This window comes from Paraburkholderia dinghuensis, from assembly GCF_003837865.1.
In the GTDB taxonomy this organism is placed as follows: Bacteria; Pseudomonadota; Gammaproteobacteria; order Burkholderiales; family Burkholderiaceae; genus Paraburkholderia; species Paraburkholderia dinghuensis.
The window spans coordinates 68991-88669 of sequence record NZ_RQIS01000009.1 but is presented as its reverse complement, the minus strand read 5'-3'; the positions used below and the strand labels follow the sequence as shown (position 1 = coordinate 88669).

Genomic DNA, 19679 nt, shown 5'->3' with positions numbered 1-19679 from the left:
CGTGCCGAAGCGGCACGGGAGTGAGACAGTCCTGTTTTAGTCACACACTATGGGCGATCCAAAATGACGGAATCGCCCGCCAGCAAAAGCATTCCTGTTCCCTACTGAAACGCCACCTCCGCAAAGCTGCGCAGCTTACGACTATGCAGCTTATGCAGCCCATTGGTCCTCAGAATCTCCATCGCCTTCACACCGATTTGCAGATGCTGGTCCACCTGCGCGCGGTAAAACGAATCGGCCATCCCGGGCAGTTTCAGCTCGCCGTGCAGCGGCTTGTCCGAGACGCACAGCAGCGTGCCGTACGGCACCCGAAAGCGAAAACCATTCGCCGCAATCGTTGCGCTTTCCATATCGAGCGCAATCGCACGGCTCTGCGAGAGACGCATCACCGGCTCGCGGTGATCGCGCAACTCCCAGTTGCGGTTGTCGACGCTCGCCACCGTGCCGGTGCGCATCACGCGCTTGAGCTCCGGGCCGTCGAGCTGCGTGACCTGCGCGACCGCGCGCTCCAATGCCACCTGCACTTCGGCGAGTGCGGGAATCGGCACCCATAGCGGCAGATCCGCATCGAGCACATGATCCTCGCGCACATAGCCGTGAGCGAGCACGTAGTCCCCCAGACGCTGCGTATTCCGCAGCCCCGCGCAATGGCCGAGCATGATCCACGCGTGCGGACGCAGCACCGCGATGTGATCGGTGATCGTCTTCGCGTTCGACGGCCCCACGCCGATGTTGACCATCGTGATGCCGCTGCCGTCCGCGCGCTTGAGGTGATACGCGGGCATCTGCGGCAGACGCGCGGGCGGTGTGCCCTCGTCGTCCTGTTTGCCGAGATTCGCGTTGTACGTCACGACATCGCCGGGCTCCACGAACGAGGTGTATTCGCTGCGATAGGTGCGCAAGTCGGCGTCGTCGGTGCGCGCCATCATCGCGCGGCCGAGCTTCACGAATTCGTCGATGTAGAACTGGTAATTCGTGTAGAGCACGTAGTTCTGGAAGTGCGTGGGCGATGTCGCCGTGTAGTGCTTGAGCCGGTGCAGCGAAAAATCGACGCGCGGCGCGGTGAAGAGCGCCAGCGGATGCGGTTCGCCCGGGCCCGGCTCATACGTGCCGTTGACGATGCGGTCGTCGAGCAGCGCGAGGTCCGGCGTGTCGAATACGTCGCGCATCGCCACGAGGCGCTCGCGGTCGAGATCGCCTTCGAGGTGGATGCCCTCCGCAAAGGCGAAGTGAATCGGAATGGGCTGATCCGACACGCCCACGTCGATCGACACGTGATGGTTCTTCGCGAGAAGTCGCAACTGCTCGCGGTAGTAGTCGCTAAAGAGGTCCGGCCGCGTGACGGTCGTTTCGAACACGCCGGGGCCCGCAACGAAACCGTACGAGCGGCGCGAATCGATGTGCGTGTTGACTTCGGTGCGGATTCGCACGGCCGGATAGCATGCGCGCACGTGGCGCTCCAGCGCCTCGCCGCGGCGGTAGCGCGCGAACGCATCGCGCAGGAACGACGTATTCGCCTCGTAGATCGTGGAGAGCTGGGCGACTGCATCGGCGGCGTCCTCGTAAGACGCGGTCGGGAAATCGTGTGCGGGCATCATGAGCGGCCGCGCGTTGGTGTCGTTGTTCATCGTCATTGGCCTCCGATCGATCAAATCACCTTACCACGGAACTCCGGCTTTCTGACGGCGCCCCTAGCCGCCGTGCGGCGCCTCGCGGCGAGGGACGGGGCAGCGGCGGATTTGCTAAAATTCAAAGATCGAACCGGAGAATCATCATGAAGTCGCTCCTTCCCGTTGTTACCGCGGTCACACTCGCGATGTGCGGTGCCGCCGTGGCCGCACCCGCCGATGACGCGAAAGCCGCCGTCGAGGCCCAGTCCGCGAACGAACGGGCCGGTCTGCCGGACCTCGCGGCAATCAACAACGAGCCGGCCGCGAACGTGACGTCGAAGGTCGATATCAACGTGCCGCGCACGCCGAGTTTCCACCTCGTGACCCCGTCCGGGACGGAAGTCACCGAGTTCCGCGACAAGGGCAAGCCCGTCGAAATCAACGTGCGCTCGAACCTTGGTACGCGCTACTCGATGAGCGCGCCCGCGGATACGTCGCCGCAAGTGCGCCCGAACGGCAAGCCCAGCACGCGGCTACCGTCGGTCAATCTGCGCTACTGATCTGATACGCTGCGCCGACTGCCCGCGCAGGCAGTCGGCGCGTTTCACCGGGCAACGGATTCGCTGCGAATCTGCACCCAGGGGCTGGGTGTCATGAAGCGCCCTTCGCCCCCGAGCCGGCCACAAGTCTGCTGAAAGTCCGATAAAACACGTCGGCCGCACGTGCCAGCGCCGGCCGCCTGATTACACAACCAACCTACTTCCCGCATGGCCGTCTTCACCGCTGTCACAGAAACCCAGCTCGGCGCATGGATGCGCGACTACGATCTCGGCGACGTCGTCGAATTCCGCGGTATCCAGTCCGGCATCGAAAACAGCAACTTCTTCCTGACGACGACGCGCGGCGAATACGTCCTGACGATCTTCGAAAAGCTGTCGGCGGACCAGTTGCCGTTCTACCTCGACCTGATGCGCCACCTCGCGTCGCATCGTGTGCCGGTGCCCGACCCCATGCCGCGCGGCGACGGCGCCCTCTTCGGCCTGCTGCACGGCAAGCCGGCGACGATCGTGACGAAGCTCGACGGCGTTCCCGAACTCGCGCCCGGCGTGGAGCACTGCACGGAAGTGGGCCAGATGCTCGCGCGCATGCACCTCGCGGGCCGCGACTTCAAGGGCGATCAGCCGAATCTGCGCAGCCTGCCGTGGTGGGAAGAAACGGTGCCCGCGGTGCTGCCGTTTCTCGAAGAAGCACAGCGCGACCTGCTTTCGGGCGAGCTGGCGCACCAGCGCGCGCTCTTTGCCTCGCCCGATTACGCCGCGTTGCCGGGCGGCCCGTGCCACTGCGATCTCTTCCGCGACAACGTCCTGTTCGCGCACGCCAATCCGGCGCCGGGTCATGAGGTACGCCTCGGCGGCTTCTTCGACTTCTATTTCGCGGGCTGCGACAAGTGGCTGTTCGACGTGGCGGTCACCGTGAACGACTGGTGCGTGGACCTCGCGACGGGCAAGCTGGACCGCGCGCGCGCCGTGGCGTTGCTGCGCGCCTACCAGACCGTGCGCCCGTTCACGTCCGCGGAAGTGCGCCACTGGAACGATATGCTGCGCGCAGGCGCTTACCGCTTCTGGGTGTCGCGTCTGTATGATTTTTATCTGCCGCGCTCGGCGGAACTGCTCAAGCCGCACGATCCCGGCCACTTCGAACGCATCCTGCGTGAGCGCCGCGCCGGCGATGCCTCCGATGTCCTTCACGCAGAGCCAGGTTCATGCAACTGATCGAAGTTCCCGCGAAAACGGGTTACGTCTGGTTCCGCCAGGGAATCTGGCTGTTCCGCCGCAGCCCGCTAGCGTTCCTCACGCTGTTCTTTACCTATCTGCTGGTGGGGACGCTCATCTCCGCCATCCCGGTCGTGGGCGCCGTGCTGCCGCTCCTCTTCGTGCCTGGGGTAGCGGTCGGTTTCATGGCAGCCTGCCGCGACACGATTGCAGGCAAGCCGGTCTTTCCGACCATTCTCGTCGACGGCTTCCGCACGTATGGCCAGACGACGACGAAGCGCCTTTTCGCGCTCGGCGGCATTTATGTGGTGGCGATGGCGCTCGTGCTCGCGGCATCGGCGCTCGTGGATGGCGGCACACTGCTGCAGTTGATGACCATCGGCGGTTCGATGGATGCCGAGTCGTTCGGAAACAGCGAGACGCCGCTCGCGCTGCTCGCGTCGATGGTGTTGTATGTGCCGGTAGCCATGCTGTTCTGGTTCGCCCCCGTGCTGACGGCCTGGCATGACGTGCCGCCGGCCAAGGCGATGTTCTTCAGCGTGGTGAGCTGCTGGCGCAACAAGGGCGCCTTCGTGGTGTATTGGGCGTTGTGGATGGCGGTGTCGATCAGCGTTTCGCTCGTGCTCACGCTGCTGGCGCAGGCGCTCGGCGCGGGCGAATTCGCCCCGGCTCTGCTGATGGCGGCGCTCATCGTCGTGGTGACGATGCTGTACTGCTCGTTCTACGCCACTTATCGCGGCTGCTTCGGTGTCCAGGAGCAGCAGGCCGGCGATCCAGCCGACCCCAGCCGCTAAAGTCCCCGTTCGGGCGGCGCCATGCGCGCCGTTCGCGCTCTCTCAGGTCGCTCGCAAGGCCACGCGGCCAACAGCGTCAGGCCGGCGCCGAATGGGCCATACGGGCCACGTGTGTGCCATCCAGGCACCGGAATCAGCGCTGGCTCATCCAGGCCGGATGACGCGTCGCCTTCTCGCGGTCTAGCTTGCGCAGTCGGAATTCCAGATCGTAGATATCGACCGCGTCTGCAAGGTAGGCCTCTTCGCGCTCTCTTTCGACCACGTCGGAAGGCTTCATGATGGACAGGAAAAGACGGCTCAGGAATTGCATGATTCGGACCTGCTTCGAAAAGATATTCACCCCGACGGGATGACAGAATTATAGGGTAAACCCTAATCATCTGTCAGCCATCGGAGTCGAATAACACTTCGAATCGGCCGCGGCCTAGCTCGCACCCTTGGCCACTTCGACGCACCAGGCATCGTTGGCCGCTTCACGGCGGTGGCCTTCGAAAAAGCTCCAGATCATCGCGCTGGCGTCCGGCCCCATCGCCGAATGGAAGGGCACGGCGTCGTCGCCGCCGCTCCATGCGTGATCGAGATTCGCCACACGGCACAGGCGCACCACGTTCGCGCCCCGGCGCGCGTAGTCCTGCACGACGAACCCCTCCCGCTCCGATTCGCGCGACCTGACGTCAGGCCGTACTCCGTCCGAGTCGGCGAGGCCATTCAGTCGCAGAAATTGCACCGTAAGCTGCTCGGCGTTGATCGGCGCAACCACGGCGTCGTCGTCGCCCTGCACGACGATCGCGGGCATGCCAGGATGCGCCTCGTCGCCGAGATGCCGTTCGAGCAGTTCGACCGGGTCCGTGTGAAGCCCCCGCCGCATGACATCGAGCGCGGTGACACCCGATCTGGCCTCTCCGAATGCCGGGCCCGAATGCAGCGCGACCGCCGCAAACCGCCCGGGCGCGCGAACGGCCAGCAGCGCCGCGAGACCGGCACCCGCCGACAACCCCGCGAGATAGACGCGCGAAGCGTCGAAACCATACTCGTCGACGAGCGCATCGACGAGCGAGACGACCGCCGCCGCCTCGCCGCCGCCAGCCTCGTCGCGCGCGTCGTACCACTGCCAGCATTGGTGCGGGTGCGCGAATTCGGACTGTTCGGGATACACCACGGCAAAGCCGTACCGGTCGGCGAGCAGGTTCATGCGCGTGCCTTCGGCGAACGTGTCCATCGACTGCTTGCAGCCGTGCAGCATGACGACGAGCGGCATCCCCGCCGTGTGACGATTCGCCGGCAGGTAGAGACCGTGATGTAGTGCGCGCGATGCGCGTTGCGGCGTGGCTGGCACGATGTGCTCGGCGCGACGCCACTCGCCGGCGGCCCAGGCAGCCGCACGCGGGCCTACGCGAGATTCGCGCGCAGGCGTCGCCTGGGGTGTCACTCGGGATGTCGCCTGATGCGGCGCTACGGCGGAGGCGGCCGCCGCAGGCGCGGCGCCCTTGCCAGGCGCTGGCGCTGTCCCGGTTTGCGCGTCCCGCCACGGTGGTTGGGGATGTTTCGTATGCCGGTCCGCCTCGCGCATTACAGCGCGGGCAGCCCGGGTCTGGGTGGCGAGCAGACGTCGCACGCTAGTGGCCCACAACTTCGTCAGATTATTCGTCATCGTCGTCCTCGTGAAAGAGGGTCGGATACGGTGCGGCAATCCACCGCGCCGCTTCGTTGTGCATTGCACCATAGCATCAAACAGACGAGGTTGCAGATCTGTGTACGCAAACCCTGACGGACAATCGTGCAGTGCATCCTGGACCCTGGCGGGACCCGAACCGCCGCGCCCGTCGCGCGCGGCTATACTTCAAAAATATGAGGCGTGCGTGTCTGTCCCTCCGCGCGCTCGTGCGTTAAACAAGTAACCCTTTCCAATGCGCCGTGACGGCGCTGACTCATGCCAGACCTACCCGTTCACCTGTGGTATGCGATCACGAACCTCGGCGGCGCGGGCCTCACCCTGCCGCTCGCGCTCGCGATCGCCCTCTGGCTTGTGACCGGCTACTCCTGGCGCATGGCGGCAAGCTGGTTGCTGCTGCTTGGTGGGGCCGTCGTTCTCGTGACCGCCACGAAGGTGGCGTTCCTCGGCTGGGGCGTGGGCGTGCGCGATCTCGACTTCACTGGCTTCAGCGGCCACGCCATGCTGTCCACCGCCGTCTATCCGGTTGCGTTTTTCCTGATGCTGCAAGGCGTGCGCACGCCGGTGCGGATCGCAGGTGTCCTCATCGGCTTGGCTGTGGGGGTTGCGGTGGGATGCTCGCGCGTCGTGCTGGAAGCGCATTCGCCGTCCGAGTCCGTTACCGGTTGCCTGGTCGGTGCGTTGACGGCGCTGGTGTTCATTGGCTACTGGTGGAACGCGCAGACGGGCCGGCTGACGGCGTCGGTGGTCGCGTTGAGTCTCGCCGCGCTGACGTTCGCGTTGCACGATGTGCGCGTGCCGACGCATCGCTGGGTCACGGATATCGCACTAACGGTCTCCGGTCACGAGCGGCCGTATGTGCGCGCCCGCTGGAAGGCCAACCGCGTGCCGCACTCACCGGCGTCGCCGATCTCGCAGACCCACAGAACGGTTACGCTTCCCGTGCCGAGTCACGCCTGAGAGCGGACTCAGCCGCTCACACCCAGAATCACACTCGAAGCCTTGAATACGGCCGTCGCGGCTACGCCGGCGACCAGGCCGAGCGCGTCGACACTCGCATCGGTCACCACGGCTGCGATCACCGTGCCGCCCGGGAGATCGAGCGTCACCTCGGCGTTCACCGCGCCGCGCCGCACGTGGCCGACCGCACCCGCGAGACGGTTGCGCGCCGAAAGCCGCGTTGCGGCCTCCTCCCCTGCAACCAGCACAACTGACGAAGCCTTGACGAGCGCAACCGCTGCCGCGCCAACGGCCAGCCCGAGCGCCTCCGTACTCTCGCGCGTCACGACCGCCACCACCGTCTGGCCGCCCGGCAGTGTCATCGACACCTCGTCGTTCACCTCGCCGTACTCGATGGCCGCCACGGTGCCGTAGAGCTGATTGCGTGCGCTCGTGCGCAGGCTGAAGCGGCTGAGCAGTGCCCAGTCGCTGTCGAACGCCTGCGTGGAATCGGCTCCGCCGAGCCCGCTGGCCGCAGCCGCCCGTTCGAGGAAACGCCGATGCTCGCGTTCGATCGCACGCCAGGTGTCGATGAGGCGCAGTGCGCGCGGCGTCAGGGTCGTTCCGCCGCCGCCCTTGCCGCCAGCCGCCCGCTCGACGAGCGGAACGCCGGCGAGATTGTTCATTGCGTCGATGGCGTCCCACGCGCCTTTGTAGCTCATACCGACCGCCTTCGCGGCGCCCGTGATCGAGCCCGTTTCGCCGATCGCAGCGAGCAGCGCGATACGCGTAGCGCCGCCGAGCATCTGCTGGCCGGACTGAAGCCAGACCGAACCGCCGACGCCGAGGTCATGCGCGGAAGCCCCGGTGTCTGAAGAGGACTGTGAGGAAGGATTCATCGCGGTATGGCGTGATGCAGGGCTGATGGGGATTGGGCGTTCGATTATAGAGAGGACGGGCAACAACGACTCAGCCGCCGGAGACTTTCGGCTTGTGCAGTTCGCGCAGCAGTCGCTCGCCTTCGCGCGCCGTGTAGCGCTTGACGGCTTCGCACCACCCACGCGCGAACCCGATCTGATACGGCTCGACCTCCATCATCTGAAGAAAGCGCAGCGCAACGGCCGCGTCGTTGCCGTCACCCAGAACCGTCTGCAGACGGGTGAGCGTGCGCACGGTCTCCGTGCGCGTGCGACGCGAGGTGATCGACTCGAAAAACTCCAGCGTGTAACGCAGATACTTGGCGTTGATACGCGCGAGATGGCGGCTCGACTCGTCGATTGCCGTGAGCTTCTGCGTCCTGGCAAGGCGCGAGTAATAGCGGCGCACGCGCCTGGCCGCATGCGCATGCAGCGGGCGGGCGTTCCCGGCGTCTGCGCGCGTGCGTCGCGCCAGCGCCGCCAGCCATTGCAGCCACGCCAGCGCGACGTGCGCATAGCGCGGCGAAGCCAGTGCCTCGCGCACCCGCTCACGCGCCGCGCGCCGCGCTGTTTCGGCCTCTTCGCGCACGGCGTCCCAGCGCGCGGCATCGGTGTCGGCGGCGGCGAGCGCGGCCAGGGTCGACTCGACGAACACGTCGAGATCGCGTGCGTCGCCCAGCAGGCCGCCCAGCCACTTCAGATCCGGTTTGATACGTTCGGCCCACATCGCGTCCTGCCAGTGCGAAAAGATCCGCATCGCGGTGCTCAGCCGCCGCTGCGCGACGCGCATCTGATGGATGAACTCGGTCCTGGCCGAATCGTGCACGAACGCGTCGTTGCCGAACCACTGCGCGCTGATGTTGCGGCCGATCACCACGAGCGCGGCGTCGGCGGTGGTTACGCCGCCCAGGTCGACGGGTTCCGCACGCACGGCTTCGTCGTCACCGGCGAGGCCGCGCTCGTGGCGCCCGGCCGCACGCTCCAGTGCATCGGTCATACGGACGAAGGCGCACACGCTGGAAGGAAGCGCATCGACGAGATCGTGTGCGCAGGCGAACAAGGTGTCCACGATCGGTGCGTCATCGCTCCCCTCGGGCCACGGCACGCGCACGCGAAGCTCGTTCGGCCACGGAGACTCGTCGCCCGCATGGTTCGGATCGTGAAGACCGGCGTCCAGTATGAGTTCGGCGTCGATACCATCCCGCGTCCACCGCCAGCAACTGCGCTCGCCGTGCAGCTCGGCGGCTGGCACGGGCACGCCTGCTGCGGCCAGCACTTCCCGAAATGGCTCGGGTGCCGTGTCGAACAGTGAAGTGGCGAACCCGCTCGCGTCGAGCGGCGCCTCGAAGATGGACGTGAGCGTCGTGATGCCCGGCGTACAACGCTGACGATTCGACACGACGACCTGTTGCCGGTCGCCGCGGGTCTCGACGGCAACCCGCCAGCCCGCGCGAGTCAATCTGGCATCCTGATCGAACGTGATTGTCGTCACGCGCTCTTTTTCACACGACACCGCAATGAGTTGCGGCAGCGCATCAGCAAGTGTCTTCGCGAGGGCCGTAGTGGTTCGGTCACGGGAATGCCGGTCATCGGCGATCCGGTCACGCGACGCGGAAAGGACGATTTCCAGCGCGATTTCGAGAACACGAACCATGAACGCTCCACGAACGAAAGGACGCGCCAAACAAGGACCGGGGAAAATCGAAACGGCGTGACACTGACATAAATCAGACTTACTGTCCCCAATACTATACGGCCGTCTGACAGCTCTGGGTGGCGCACACGTCGATTACGCGCACTGACTCTTCCGTACCCTGACATCTTGACTATTATCAAGTCAGCAATTTGGCGGCAATGAAAAAATGCTTACAGTATTGTTCCTACAAATCTGATGTTTGCAAGGAGTATCGAGTGTTTCCCGAATACAGAGACCTGATTTCTCGCCTCAAAATCGAGGACGAGCATTTCGCACGAATCTTCGATCGCCACAACGATCTCGATCAGCAGATCAAAAACATGGAGGCCGGTATCGTCCCGGCCGACGGCATGACGATCGAGAACCTGAAGAAGGAAAAACTTCAGCTCAAAGACTCGCTCTACCAGATCCTCCGCAAAGCTTCGAACGTCTGAATTTCGCCGTGCGTCGGAGCACGGTGCACGTACTACATGGTCGCCGCCAGCGCATGAGCATGCGCTGGCGCGCTCCTGTACCGCGCCAGCAGGGCCACTGGCGCGGTAGCCGGCGCGGTGGCTGGCATTGAAGGGCGGATTTGCCGCTCCCGTGCCAACCATCGACGCCTGCAACAACGAAGGGACCACGACGCCACCAGGCTTCCTTGCCTTTCCGTAATCTTAAAAAAAATACCTATGCCAAAACTTGCCACGGAAACATCCTCTTCCTCGAAAGAGCCCAACGAGCCCACCATCGTGCGCGCGCAGCGAAACACCAGCCCAGGTGGGCGGCTCGTGTCCGTCACGGCACAGGAAGTCGAAAAGGACGCGGTCGAGGATGCTGTGGAAGCGGCCACGCAGGTTAATGCAGGCGCGATGGGGGATGTCGTCGCAGCGGAGAACACAGCGCACACGCCATCCACGTCGGTGCTCGATTCGATCACGGCGCTGATGAAAGGCATGTCGCCGGACGAAGCCGCCCGGTTGCGCAGCCTGATTCTCGAGGGTAATCCTGCCGACTTGATCAACGGACGCTCGCGCCATCCCGACGACGAGCTCGCGGCGGGCTGGCGCGAAGGCAACTATCCGTACCGCAACCTGATGTCACGACGCGCGTACGAACGCCAGAAATACCGACTGCAGGTTGAACTGCTCAAACTGCAAGCGTGGGTGCGGGAAACCGGTGCGCGCGTAGTCATCCTGTTCGAGGGCCGCGACGCGGCCGGCAAGGGCGGCACCATCAAGCGGTTCATGGAACACCTGAACCCGCGCGGCGCGCGCGTCGTCGCCCTGGAGAAACCCACCGAGGTCGAACGCGGCCAGTGGTACTTCCAGCGCTATGTGCAGCACCTGCCTTCGGCGGGCGAGATCGTGCTGTTCGACCGCTCCTGGTACAACCGCGCGGGTGTCGAGCGCGTGATGGGCTTCTGCACGCCCACCGAATACACCGAGTTCATGCAGCATGCACCGGAATTCGAGCGCCAGTTGATCCGCAGCGGCATCCATCTGATCAAGTTCTGGTTCTCGGTAAGTCGCGCGGAGCAGCGACGCCGCTTCAAGGAGCGCAAAGTTCATCCGCTGAAGCAGTGGAAGTTGAGCCCCGTCGATCTGGCGTCGCTCGACAAGTGGGACGAGTACACGGTGGCCAAGGAAGCGATGTTCTCGCAGACCGACACCGCGGACGCGCCCTGGACCGTGATCCGCTCGGACTGCAAGAAACGCGCACGCCTGAACGCAATGCGCTACGTGCTGCACAAGCTGCCCTACACCAGCCGCGATAGCAAAGCGATCGGATCCGTCGATCCGTTGCTCGTGAGCCGCGCGCTGTAGCGCGCACTGGCGCCGCGTGCCCAAGCGCATGCGGCGCGTCTGAATTCTTGCTGCGACCGGGCCACCCGATCGCGTACTGCGATCGTCGGCGCTCGCCGGTGTTTTGCCATGAAACGGCGCGATTGCCTGAAGCTGGGTGCGTCGAGCGCGACGGCCCACGACGCTTACCTGTACGTACTGCCGCTCCTGACAATGGAGGCCACGCGGGCACTTACACTGGCGAAAGGCGCCGAATCCAACGTCCTCTACGCTCGCCTGCATGTCGCCGATGTCTCGGTCGGTCTGATAACCGCGCCCAACACCGACACGCTGTTCTCCAGCCCATGGTTCGACCTGATCGCTGACCCAGTCACGTTCACGCTGATTCCGCGTGCCTGACTTCCCGATGCCGTTTTGTCGAGCGGAAAGTATCGCCTGCCTGCAGTAACGTCCGCGACCTGAACGGCGATTCAGCTAATTGCGCCTGCAAGCGCCTGCAGTATGAGTCATGCATAAGCAGTCACCCGGAAATTGCATTTCGACACGAGGACTGTTCATGCGCCACATCGCCAAAGCGAGCGTTAAGCCGTGTTTTGCAGTAGTCTGATTTGCGCTTGACGAACGTTTGCTGTGCCAACCGGGTTCTAACCGCCATCGCAATCTGATCCAGGAGAAAACACTGTGGACAAACTCGCCGATCCAATCCTGCAGGTCCTGCACGACTACAAAGCCGCGGTTTTCGCAAAAGACGTCGAGGGTTTTGTCGACCTGTACGACCGGGACGTATCGGTCTTCGACATGTGGGGTGTCTGGTCATACAACGGCATCACGGCGTGGCGCAGCATGGTGGCGGGCTGGTTCGGTTCGCTGGGCGCAGAAAGCGTAATCGTGGATTTCAGCGAAGTGCAGACGATCACCTCGCAGGACCTCGCCGCTGTTCACGCCTTCGTGACGTACAAAGCTGTTACCGACGACGGCGCGGTTTTGCGTTCAATGGACAACCGGCTGACCGTAACGCTCAGGCAGAAGGACGACGCGTGGAAGATCGTCCACCAGCATTCGTCCTCGCCAATCGAACTCGATACAACGAAGGCTATGTTCAAGCGTTGATGGGTACCCGCCGTAACGGCGGGCACCACAACGACTGGAGCACAGGTCTGGAAATCTATTCTGCTATCGACGATTGCAGACACCCTGTGCCGTTCAGTCCTGCGCGCTTACTGCACCTTGTTAGCCGTCTCCTTTGCAAGCAGACGCTGCGCCTGCCGATCCCCCTTTGCGGCTTCCTGCGCGGTTTGAACGGAGGTCTCCGTGGCTTCCGCCAGTAACGCACGCGCAGCGCTGCTAATGCTGACCGTAGTCGATGACGTGGGCGCGCTGGTGCTCGATCCCGTCTTCGAAGAAGAGCTGGTGCCGGACGTTGCAGCCGTCGACGCCGAACCCGAACTCGACGTGACGGACTGACCTGTCGCCTGTGCGGTATTTTGAGTAATGGCCTGAATGGACATCTGATTCTCCCGATAGAAGATGTGGGTACTGCGTTCTATCTATCGGCCTCAATTTATAACGCTTGAGAAGTATATTTTTTTCGTTTAACGCTGTTCTTAAGCCTCTGTTAAGGCCTGATGTGAATCGGTCTCCCGCACCGCTATTCGCGATCACTGCAATACGGGTCCTCGATCGATTCCATCGTTCCGTGGGTTCAACCGATCGATGCAACAGGACGTTGCTCAACTCGCTGAATCCTCATCGCGCGCTTTCAATCTGTTCGACACGGCCCTCACTCCGAGCACGTTTCTCGCTGCGATGCCAGCGCGCGAGATCTGCCAGCTCTCCGGCACCCACCCGGTGAGCGTCACGACGCCGAGACGCGCCCTGATGTGAATCTCTGAATCATCCAGATCCGGTACGCGCCTGAGGGCACGGCGAACGTCGCGAATGATCGACGTGTCCGGCCTGGTGCCAGGCGGCGACGTCGAAGCCACCCTTTGCACGGCCGCCCCGGCCGGGGTGCTCGCATCCGTTTGAGCGTTCGCATACGTTGCACAACTCGCGATGGCCGCAAAGGACATTGCTCTGATTATTCCGCCCGCGCCGCTTGTCTTCATGCTGCCTCCTTTGGGCTCTGCCAGCCTGGCAGGGGAAAATGGTATGCGTCGACGAGTGCAGACGAGCAAGCAATGATGTGCTTTTCGCCTGGCGTGCGAATGAGGCAGTACGCAAGTATCGAGTTGAAGAATACCTGGAATTGTCAAAACGGTACTCGTCAGAGTGCTCCGGACCCCACATCCTCAACGACGCGAACAGCGTCATGCGGTGGATTCACACGCCGGTAAAACCCGCCTTGACCGAGTTGCGCATCGCAACTAATATTACTTGCGAATCGCAACTTTTCTGGACGAGCCATGGATCTCATTGATGCTCCCGCGAAGCCCCGCGACACGACAATCCTCGAACTCCGCGATTTCTCCCGCAAGCTGGTTCGCGAACTGGGCTTCATGCGCGCGACCCTTGCCAATAGTGACCTGGCACCTTCGGCAGTTCACGCTGTCCTTGAAATTGGCATGAGGCCAGGCATTAGCGCGAAGGAACTGGGAAACATCCTGCGTCTGGATAAATCGAATACGAGCCGGCAAGTTGGGCGCCTTGAAGCGGCCGGATACGTGGAGCGTCGCGTATCCAGCGACGATGCGAGAGCGTCCGAGTTGTACCTGACGGCTGAAGGAAAGAAACTCCGCAAGAAGATTGACCAGTTCGCTACGGATCAGGTGTCCAACGCCCTCCGACGCATGATTCCCTCCGACCAGCAAGCCCTGCTTCGCTCCCTCGCGCTGTACGCCGATGCCTTGGCGAAAGACAACGACATCGCGGCGACCGGCACGAAGCTGGATGCGACGCCTATTGTCGAAGGTTATCGACCCGGTTGCATCGGCGATATTGCGAGCCTGCATGCGCGTTTTTGTTCAGAGCACTGGGGGTTTGGTTCGTACTTCGAGAAGAAGGTCGCAACTGAACTCGCGGAATTCGCGGACGCACTCCCCGCCGACGGCAAAGCGCTTTGGCTTTATCTCGAGAACGGTCGCGCGCTCGCTTCTCTCGCCATCGATGGAGACGTCGTGTCTGGAATCGCACGTTTGCGCTGGTTCATCGTCGACGATTCATTGCGCGGCACGGGCATTGGTCGGCAACTCATGACGCGAGCAATGCGCTTCGTGGACGAGCAGCCGTTTCGCGAGACGTACCTTTGGACATTCAAGGGACTGGATGCCGCACGCCATTTGTACGAGCTGTCCGGTTTTACGCTGACCGATGAATTTGCGGGTACGCAATGGGGCACGGAAGTGATCGAGCAGCGTTTCAGTCGACTCGCCAGCTAACCCCCGGGTTTTTGCAGCAATACGGCTGCCTTCGACTACACCCGTTATCGCCATGAAAATCGCTGTGTTATCCGACATTCACGGTAACCTCGCTGCGCTAGACGCCGTGCTGGAAGATATTCGCTCCGCTGGCGCAGACCTGATCGTCAATCTCGGCGACATTCTTTCCGGTGCGTTGCATCCACGCGAGACCGCAGATCGATTAATGGCTCTCGATTTTCCGACTATCCGTGGTAATCATGAAAGACAAGTGCTGACGGTCGATCGCGAGCGTATGCGTCTGTCCGACCGCTGGGCGCTCGATTGCCTGCGTCCGGATCAATTGGCCTGGATCGCCGGATTGCCTGACACGTTGTCGCTTGACGAAAATATTCTCCTCGTCCACGGAACGCCGAAAGATGATCTGACCTACTTTCTGGAAACCGTAGCGGACGCCGGATGCAGGAAGGCGACGCACGATGAAGTCAAACTTCGCGCAGGGGATACGGCTTCGAAGCTGATTCTTTGCGGTCACACTCACGTGCAGCGCTCGATGAAACTCGATGACGGGCGACTGATCGTGAATCCAGGCAGTGTCGGCCTTCAGGCGTACGACGATGACCAGCCCTTTCCTCATCGCGTGGAAATGGGTTCGCCCCACGCGCGATATGCCTTTGTGGTCAAAACCGGACTGGACTGGAAAGTCGAATTCCGCGCGGTTGAATATGACTGGAACGCCGCATCGGCAACGGCACAAGCCAATGGACGGCATGACTCGTCCATCGCGCTTCGCAGCGGTCGTTGTTAAAGAAGCGGTTGAACCAGCCGAAGCTGCACTCCACCACCCAACGACGCGGCAACAGTACAAAGCCTTTTTTCGCCTCCGGCAACCTGACCACCTGAAGCTCGATGCCTTCGTCGCGCGCGGCCTCTGCGGGCGCTTCGCCGGTGTAGCCCTGGTCAGCGAACGCGATTCTCACTGTCTGCCCCGTGGCCTGCTGGACCTGTCGCGCCAGTTCCCTGACCTGTGCACGCTCCTGTTCATTGGCCGGCGTCACATGCACCGCAAGCAGTTGCCCCGATGTAACCGGGCGAAAGACATACCGGAGCGTTACCTCCGTGTTCCTGTCGCGCGCAAATTACAGCTACTTGATCGGAAAACCTATGGACATCTACCCTCCCTCCAGTTTTCATTCCGTGTGCAGTCCCGGAAATAGCGGTCCGACACTGCTGCAAGCTGATCGTGCCGGAGCGAACGAACCTCGAGGCCGTTCGGCAGTTGAACGCGGACCTACAACCGGGGCGGCCGTTTCTTGTCCGCAACCCCGTGCCGGAGTGCCTGAGGCAGACGATCTACGCGATACAGAGACCAGCGATTGCAGCATTCGCGACTCCGTGGACAAAACGGGTAACGCAATACGCGATACGTGGGACAAGGCGGGCAAGCATATACGCGGCACGCGGGACAAGGCGGGCAACATACTGCTCGACACATGGGATAAGGCGGGTAATCACATACACGAATCGTGGGATAAAGCGGGCAACTCAACACGAGATACGTGGGATAAGGCGGGTAACCACATACACGAATCATGGGATAAAGCAGGTAACATCACACGCGACACATGGGGCACTGCAGGTAACCACATACGCGACGCATGGCACAAGACGGGTAACGCCACACGCGATACATGGGATATCGCGGGAAATCACCTGCGAGGCATCAGGGGCCGGGATGGCAATCATATCTACCGCATCAACGATGGCATTGCCCAGCACACTTCCACAAACAGTGGAAGAAGCAATGCCCCTGGAGGGGCGGATCTGGGAGGCAATAGCAGCAATATTCTGGGCAATCTCGGCGCGGCGACATTACCTTCCGCACGACCACGCGAGCCAGTTTTCGAGGGTTTTAACGCCGCGCAACAAGAGACGCTGCGAAAGGCGTATCAGAACGCCAGGCGCATGATTGACGAAAAACTCGACAAGCTCGTCACGCATGGTCCCGACCGCGATTTTGTACGCTGGTTCGGAGCACCGGAACCTGAAAACGTAGAGCACGTGAAACAGGTATTGAGCAAAATGCAGCATGCGCTCGCACACAACCAGTACACAGTGACGGCTGATTCATCGCCTGGTTCTTTAGCACACGTGTTTCGCTATCGGGATGGACAGATCTTTATTTCGCCAAGCATCTTTAGCGATGGCTATAGTCACGGATATGGCCCAAATACAATCGAACACACGTTTGTTCACGAGCTAAGTCACTTCAGCACCATCGGCAACACCGCGGACAATACGTACGGCGCTGACCACGACCAATACCTCGCACTGGATAACGCCAAGGCCGCGTTGAACAATGCAGATAACTACGCCACGTTCATCGCTGGTGGTTAGGAATGTTATTTAATTAGCGTCGCTAACCCGCAATGAACAGGAGCGTGCACAGGTCGGGGAACTGGCGCGACAGGTCCAGCAGGCCACAGGGCAGACAGTGAGAATCGCGTTCGCTGACCAGGGCTATACCGGCGAAGAGCCTGCAGAGGCCGCGCACGACGAAGGCATCGAGCTTCAGGTGGTCAGGTTGCCGGAGGCGAAAAAAGGCTTTGTACTGCTGCCGCGTCGTTGGGTGGTGGAGCGTAGCTTCGGCTGGCTCAACCGCTTCCGCCGCCAGACCAGGAGACTACGAGCGTTTGCCCGAAACCTTGGCTGGTCTGCATTTCGTCGTGTTCTCCGTGCTTATGCTTGCCCACTTTGCAGCCCTTAACAAAAGTGCATAACACCTTCCAGGCCCGGGCGAGTCGCCGCACAATGGACGCAACGGTCGCCATAGCGCTTTCGAGTTCCTCGCAATGCGGCGTGCCGCAATTGATGCGCAGGAAGCGATCGAATCGATTCGAGTTCGAAAACATGAAGCCCGGCGCTACATAGACCCCTTGCTCCAGCGTGGCGTCGCCTGCTGTGGCGAATTCGCTGGGCGTGGCCTCATCGGTCACATGAGGACACCGCTACCGCAAACTCGTCGCCCGCCGCGGGGTGACACACACGAGCGGCGCGACTGGCCGCCCGGCCACGGTCAACCATTTCGATCGACTGAGCCAATCGCAACTGCGAAGCATCGACGATGCAGCGCCCCACTCACGCTCACGTCGCATATTGCGCAATGCCATTACCGAAAGACCAATTCTCCCGCGCCACGTCCACGAGATTGACGAACACGTCCTCGGGCCGCACGCCCGAACTTTCCGCGAGATTGCGCGCGATCTGCGCAAAGAGCGCTTTTTTCTGGTCCTGTCCGCGCGTGTTGCTCACCGCGATCTGGATCATCACGAGGTCGTCGCTGCGCTCAATGCCGAGGTAATGCCGGCCGAAGAAAAAGTTATCGGCGTCGTGCTCGTTCACGAGCATGAAGATGTCGTCCTCGGGCGCCTTGAACACTTCCATGAGCGCGCGGTGCACGCCTTGCGCCAGCGCCTGGCGATATTCGGCTGACTTGCCCGTGCGAACAGCGATCCGGGTAAATGGCATGTCGTTCTCCTTCGGGTAACGGAACATGACAGGAGCTTAGGCGAGCACTATCATAATAAACAGCCATGATTTGCTATTTCATCCATTTACATAAGAAATGAAAACACTCGACCTCGATGCGGTGCGAGCCTTTGTCCTGGTCGCCGAGCTGCGCAGCTTCACGCGCGCCGCCGACGCGCTCGACACCACGCAATCGGCCGTCAGTCTCAAGCTCAAGCGCCTCGAGGGCCACCTCGGAAGGCGATTGCTCGAACGGACGCCGCGCGTCGTGCGGCTTTCGGCGGATGGACTCGCGTTCCTCGGCGCAGCACGCGATCTACTGGGCGCGCACGAGCGAGCGCTCGGCACGCTAGCCGACAATGAGCGGCGGCTCTCGCTAGGCCTGAGCGAGCACGTCGCCGACGCGCAGCTCGCGCGTCAGCTTGCGAGCTTGCGCGCCCATGATCCGGGACTCGTGATCGAACTGCATCTTGGCCTCTCGGCAGCGCTAGTGGCGCAGTACGACGAGCGGCGGCTCGACGCGGTGATCGTGCGTCAGGAGGAAAGCGAGATGCCGCGTGCCGACGCCCAGCCGCTCTTCGCCGAGCCGCTCGTCTGGCTCGCGGCGCCCGGGTTCCAGTGGCAACCCGGCCGCACGCCGCTGCCGCTCGCCCTGCTTGCGGGGCCGTGTGCCGTACGTGCGACCGCCATCCGCGCGCTCGACGCTGCGCAAATCGGCTGGAGCGAGGTGTTCGTGGGCGGTGGGGTGGCCGCGATCGGCGCGGCGCTGGAGGCGGGGCTGGCGATTTCGCCGCTCGCGCGGCGCGTTGCGCCCCGTGGGCTCGTCGACGTCGGCGCGCGGTTCGGATTGCCCACGCTGCCCGCTTCGCGCGTGCTGATGTACTCGCGCTTGCGTGAGCCGCGTTCAGCGGCCACGCTGCAGTTGTTTGCGGCCGGTCTGGAGGCAGGGTGAGCGCGCGCCGGCGCTCGTATCGTCAGTGCAGAATCGGCGGCAGTGCCTGCGGTTGCGCGATCGCGGGACCATGCGGCTGAACAGCCGGTGCGGAAGGCGTCTGGGCGACAACCTTGTCATGATGCGCCGGGAGCGCTTCAGCAGGCTTCGACGCGTTAGTAGCCAGCGCGTGTGAGGGCACGGAATGCGCCGGACTCGCAGCCGGTTGTTGCCGGGTTGAACGCGCCCTGTTGGCGTGGACTTGCGGCGCGTCTTGTACGCTCGCCCGGGTCGCGCTCGCGTGAGGCTCGGCGTGCCGTGCGACGGCGTGAGCCTTGCGAGATTGCGGATCGCCGTGCGCGGCCGAGGCGCGTCGCTCTCCGGAACCCGGTGACTTGTGCCCGCCCGCCTTCTTCGCAGCCGTCGTGGCGGTACCTGCTGCCTTGCTCTTCGCCTTGCCGGCCGACTTCCCGCCATGGCTGCGGTCGCTATGCGTCACGTGATGCGCACTGCCATTCCGTGCATGCACCTGCGCGCCATGCTTGCCTGCATGCGCCACCCCGTGGCGAGACTCAGGCGGGTTCCAGGTCTCCTTGACCTGCCCGGCTGCCATCGCCGTCGACATCCACATTGCCGCGACCAACACTGCTACTGCCCGCACGACGCCCCTCCTGAACACC

The 19679-nt window shown here is 62.8% G+C and carries 21 protein-coding genes and 2 pseudogenes; 14 read left to right on the top strand and 9 right to left on the bottom strand.

Features of this window, described 5'->3' with window-relative positions:
• Positions 1 to 101: 101 nt before the first annotated feature.
• On the bottom strand, positions 102 to 1628 hold the full coding sequence (locus tag D1Y85_RS13825) for an AMP nucleosidase (protein WP_124151632.1): 1527 nt from the start codon (positions 1626 to 1628) through the stop codon (positions 102 to 104).
• Positions 1629 to 1774: 146 nt separating this feature from the next.
• On the opposite strand from D1Y85_RS13825, the gene D1Y85_RS13820 reads away from it, so the two are divergent.
• The 3 genes from D1Y85_RS13820 (at position 1775) to D1Y85_RS13810 (ending at position 4176) form a co-directional block, all read left to right on the top strand.
• Positions 1775 to 2170: a hypothetical protein gene (locus tag D1Y85_RS13820; RefSeq protein ID WP_124151631.1), complete on the top strand. Its 396-nt coding sequence runs from the start codon at positions 1775 to 1777 to the stop codon at positions 2168 to 2170.
• Between the two features lie 207 nt (positions 2171 to 2377).
• The gene (locus tag D1Y85_RS13815; RefSeq protein ID WP_124151630.1) at positions 2378 to 3382 is read left to right on the top strand and encodes a homoserine kinase; all 1005 of its coding nucleotides are present in this window, start codon (positions 2378 to 2380) and stop codon (positions 3380 to 3382) included.
• Complete coding sequence (locus tag D1Y85_RS13810) at positions 3373 to 4176, top strand: BPSS1780 family membrane protein (protein ID WP_124151629.1); 804 nt, start codon at positions 3373 to 3375, stop codon at positions 4174 to 4176. The genes D1Y85_RS13815 and D1Y85_RS13810 overlap by 10 nt, the downstream gene beginning before the upstream one ends.
• Before the next feature lie 133 nt (positions 4177 to 4309).
• Here D1Y85_RS13810 and D1Y85_RS13805 read toward each other — a convergent pair whose 3' ends face one another.
• Both D1Y85_RS13805 and D1Y85_RS13800 read right to left on the bottom strand, forming a co-directional pair.
• Positions 4310 to 4486: a DUF3563 family protein gene (locus tag D1Y85_RS13805; protein ID WP_124151628.1), complete on the bottom strand. Its 177-nt coding sequence runs from the start codon at positions 4484 to 4486 to the stop codon at positions 4310 to 4312.
• A 114-nt stretch (positions 4487 to 4600) separates the two neighbouring features.
• Positions 4601 to 5827 (bottom strand): extracellular catalytic domain type 1 short-chain-length polyhydroxyalkanoate depolymerase, encoded by a 1227-nt coding sequence (locus D1Y85_RS13800; protein ID WP_124151627.1) that lies wholly within the window; start codon positions 5825 to 5827, stop codon positions 4601 to 4603.
• 279 nt (positions 5828 to 6106) lie between these two features.
• On the opposite strand from D1Y85_RS13800, the gene D1Y85_RS13795 reads away from it, so the two are divergent.
• The gene (locus D1Y85_RS13795; protein ID WP_124151626.1) at positions 6107 to 6808 is read left to right on the top strand and encodes a phosphatase PAP2 family protein; all 702 of its coding nucleotides are present in this window, start codon (positions 6107 to 6109) and stop codon (positions 6806 to 6808) included.
• A gap of 8 nt (positions 6809 to 6816) precedes the next feature.
• Here D1Y85_RS13795 and D1Y85_RS13790 read toward each other — a convergent pair whose 3' ends face one another.
• Together D1Y85_RS13790 and D1Y85_RS13785 are read right to left on the bottom strand one after the other, a co-directional pair.
• Positions 6817 to 7686: a TOBE domain-containing protein gene (locus tag D1Y85_RS13790; protein WP_124151625.1), complete on the bottom strand. Its 870-nt coding sequence runs from the start codon at positions 7684 to 7686 to the stop codon at positions 6817 to 6819.
• A gap of 70 nt (positions 7687 to 7756) precedes the next feature.
• On the bottom strand, positions 7757 to 9358 hold the full coding sequence (locus tag D1Y85_RS13785; protein WP_124151624.1) for a CHAD domain-containing protein: 1602 nt from the start codon (positions 9356 to 9358) through the stop codon (positions 7757 to 7759).
• A gap of 257 nt (positions 9359 to 9615) precedes the next feature.
• On the opposite strand from D1Y85_RS13785, the gene D1Y85_RS13780 reads away from it, so the two are divergent.
• The 5 genes from D1Y85_RS13780 (at position 9616) to D1Y85_RS27040 (ending at position 12648) form a co-directional block, all read left to right on the top strand.
• The gene (locus D1Y85_RS13780; RefSeq protein ID WP_124151623.1) at positions 9616 to 9834 is read left to right on the top strand and encodes an HP1242/YdcH family protein; all 219 of its coding nucleotides are present in this window, start codon (positions 9616 to 9618) and stop codon (positions 9832 to 9834) included.
• Between the two features lie 237 nt (positions 9835 to 10071).
• Complete coding sequence (gene ppk2 / locus D1Y85_RS13775; RefSeq protein ID WP_124151622.1) at positions 10072 to 11205, top strand: polyphosphate kinase 2; 1134 nt, start codon at positions 10072 to 10074, stop codon at positions 11203 to 11205.
• 108 nt (positions 11206 to 11313) lie between these two features.
• Entirely contained in the window at positions 11314 to 11583 is a 270-nt protein-coding gene (locus D1Y85_RS13770; RefSeq protein ID WP_124151621.1) for a hypothetical protein, read from the top strand.
• A 282-nt stretch (positions 11584 to 11865) separates the two neighbouring features.
• On the top strand, positions 11866 to 12294 hold the full coding sequence (locus tag D1Y85_RS13765) for a YybH family protein (RefSeq protein ID WP_124151620.1): 429 nt from the start codon (positions 11866 to 11868) through the stop codon (positions 12292 to 12294).
• Between the two features lie 201 nt (positions 12295 to 12495).
• On the top strand, positions 12496 to 12648 hold the full coding sequence (locus D1Y85_RS27040) for a hypothetical protein (RefSeq protein WP_185218980.1): 153 nt from the start codon (positions 12496 to 12498) through the stop codon (positions 12646 to 12648).
• A 266-nt stretch (positions 12649 to 12914) separates the two neighbouring features.
• On the opposite strand, the gene D1Y85_RS13760 is transcribed toward D1Y85_RS27040, so the two are convergent.
• Entirely contained in the window at positions 12915 to 13256 is a 342-nt protein-coding gene (locus D1Y85_RS13760) for a BON domain-containing protein (RefSeq protein ID WP_246024912.1), read from the bottom strand.
• 333 nt (positions 13257 to 13589) lie between these two features.
• Between D1Y85_RS13760 and D1Y85_RS13755 the strand changes: the two genes are divergently transcribed.
• Positions 13590 to 14561: a bifunctional helix-turn-helix transcriptional regulator/GNAT family N-acetyltransferase gene (locus D1Y85_RS13755; protein WP_124151618.1), complete on the top strand. Its 972-nt coding sequence runs from the start codon at positions 13590 to 13592 to the stop codon at positions 14559 to 14561.
• Between the two features lie 52 nt (positions 14562 to 14613).
• Positions 14614 to 15348, top strand: coding sequence for a metallophosphoesterase family protein (locus D1Y85_RS13750; RefSeq protein WP_124151617.1), 735 nt, complete (start codon positions 14614 to 14616; stop codon positions 15346 to 15348).
• 1 nt (position 15349) lies between these two features.
• On the opposite strand, the pseudogene D1Y85_RS13745 reads toward D1Y85_RS13750, so the two are convergent.
• Positions 15350 to 15625 (bottom strand): annotated as a pseudogene (locus D1Y85_RS13745) (transposase); the annotation flags it as partial.
• A 310-nt stretch (positions 15626 to 15935) separates the two neighbouring features.
• Here D1Y85_RS13745 and D1Y85_RS13740 point away from each other — a divergent pair.
• Both D1Y85_RS13740 and D1Y85_RS13735 read left to right on the top strand, forming a co-directional pair.
• Positions 15936 to 16937: a M35 family metalloendopeptidase gene (locus tag D1Y85_RS13740; protein ID WP_185218979.1), complete on the top strand. Its 1002-nt coding sequence runs from the start codon at positions 15936 to 15938 to the stop codon at positions 16935 to 16937.
• A 31-nt stretch (positions 16938 to 16968) separates the two neighbouring features.
• Positions 16969 to 17320, top strand: a pseudogene (locus D1Y85_RS13735) (transposase); the annotation flags it as partial.
• 364 nt (positions 17321 to 17684) lie between these two features.
• Here the strand turns inward: D1Y85_RS13735 and D1Y85_RS13730 are convergent.
• Positions 17685 to 18068 (bottom strand): tautomerase family protein, encoded by a 384-nt coding sequence (locus D1Y85_RS13730; protein WP_124151615.1) that lies wholly within the window; start codon positions 18066 to 18068, stop codon positions 17685 to 17687.
• A 97-nt stretch (positions 18069 to 18165) separates the two neighbouring features.
• Here D1Y85_RS13730 and D1Y85_RS13725 point away from each other — a divergent pair, with 97 nt between their 5' ends.
• Entirely contained in the window at positions 18166 to 19020 is an 855-nt protein-coding gene (locus D1Y85_RS13725) for a LysR family transcriptional regulator (RefSeq protein ID WP_124151614.1), read from the top strand.
• A gap of 22 nt (positions 19021 to 19042) precedes the next feature.
• Here the strand turns inward: D1Y85_RS13725 and D1Y85_RS13720 are convergent, their stop codons facing one another.
• Complete coding sequence (locus tag D1Y85_RS13720; RefSeq protein ID WP_124151613.1) at positions 19043 to 19660, bottom strand: hypothetical protein; 618 nt, start codon at positions 19658 to 19660, stop codon at positions 19043 to 19045.
• Between the last annotated feature and the right edge of the window lie 19 nt (positions 19661 to 19679).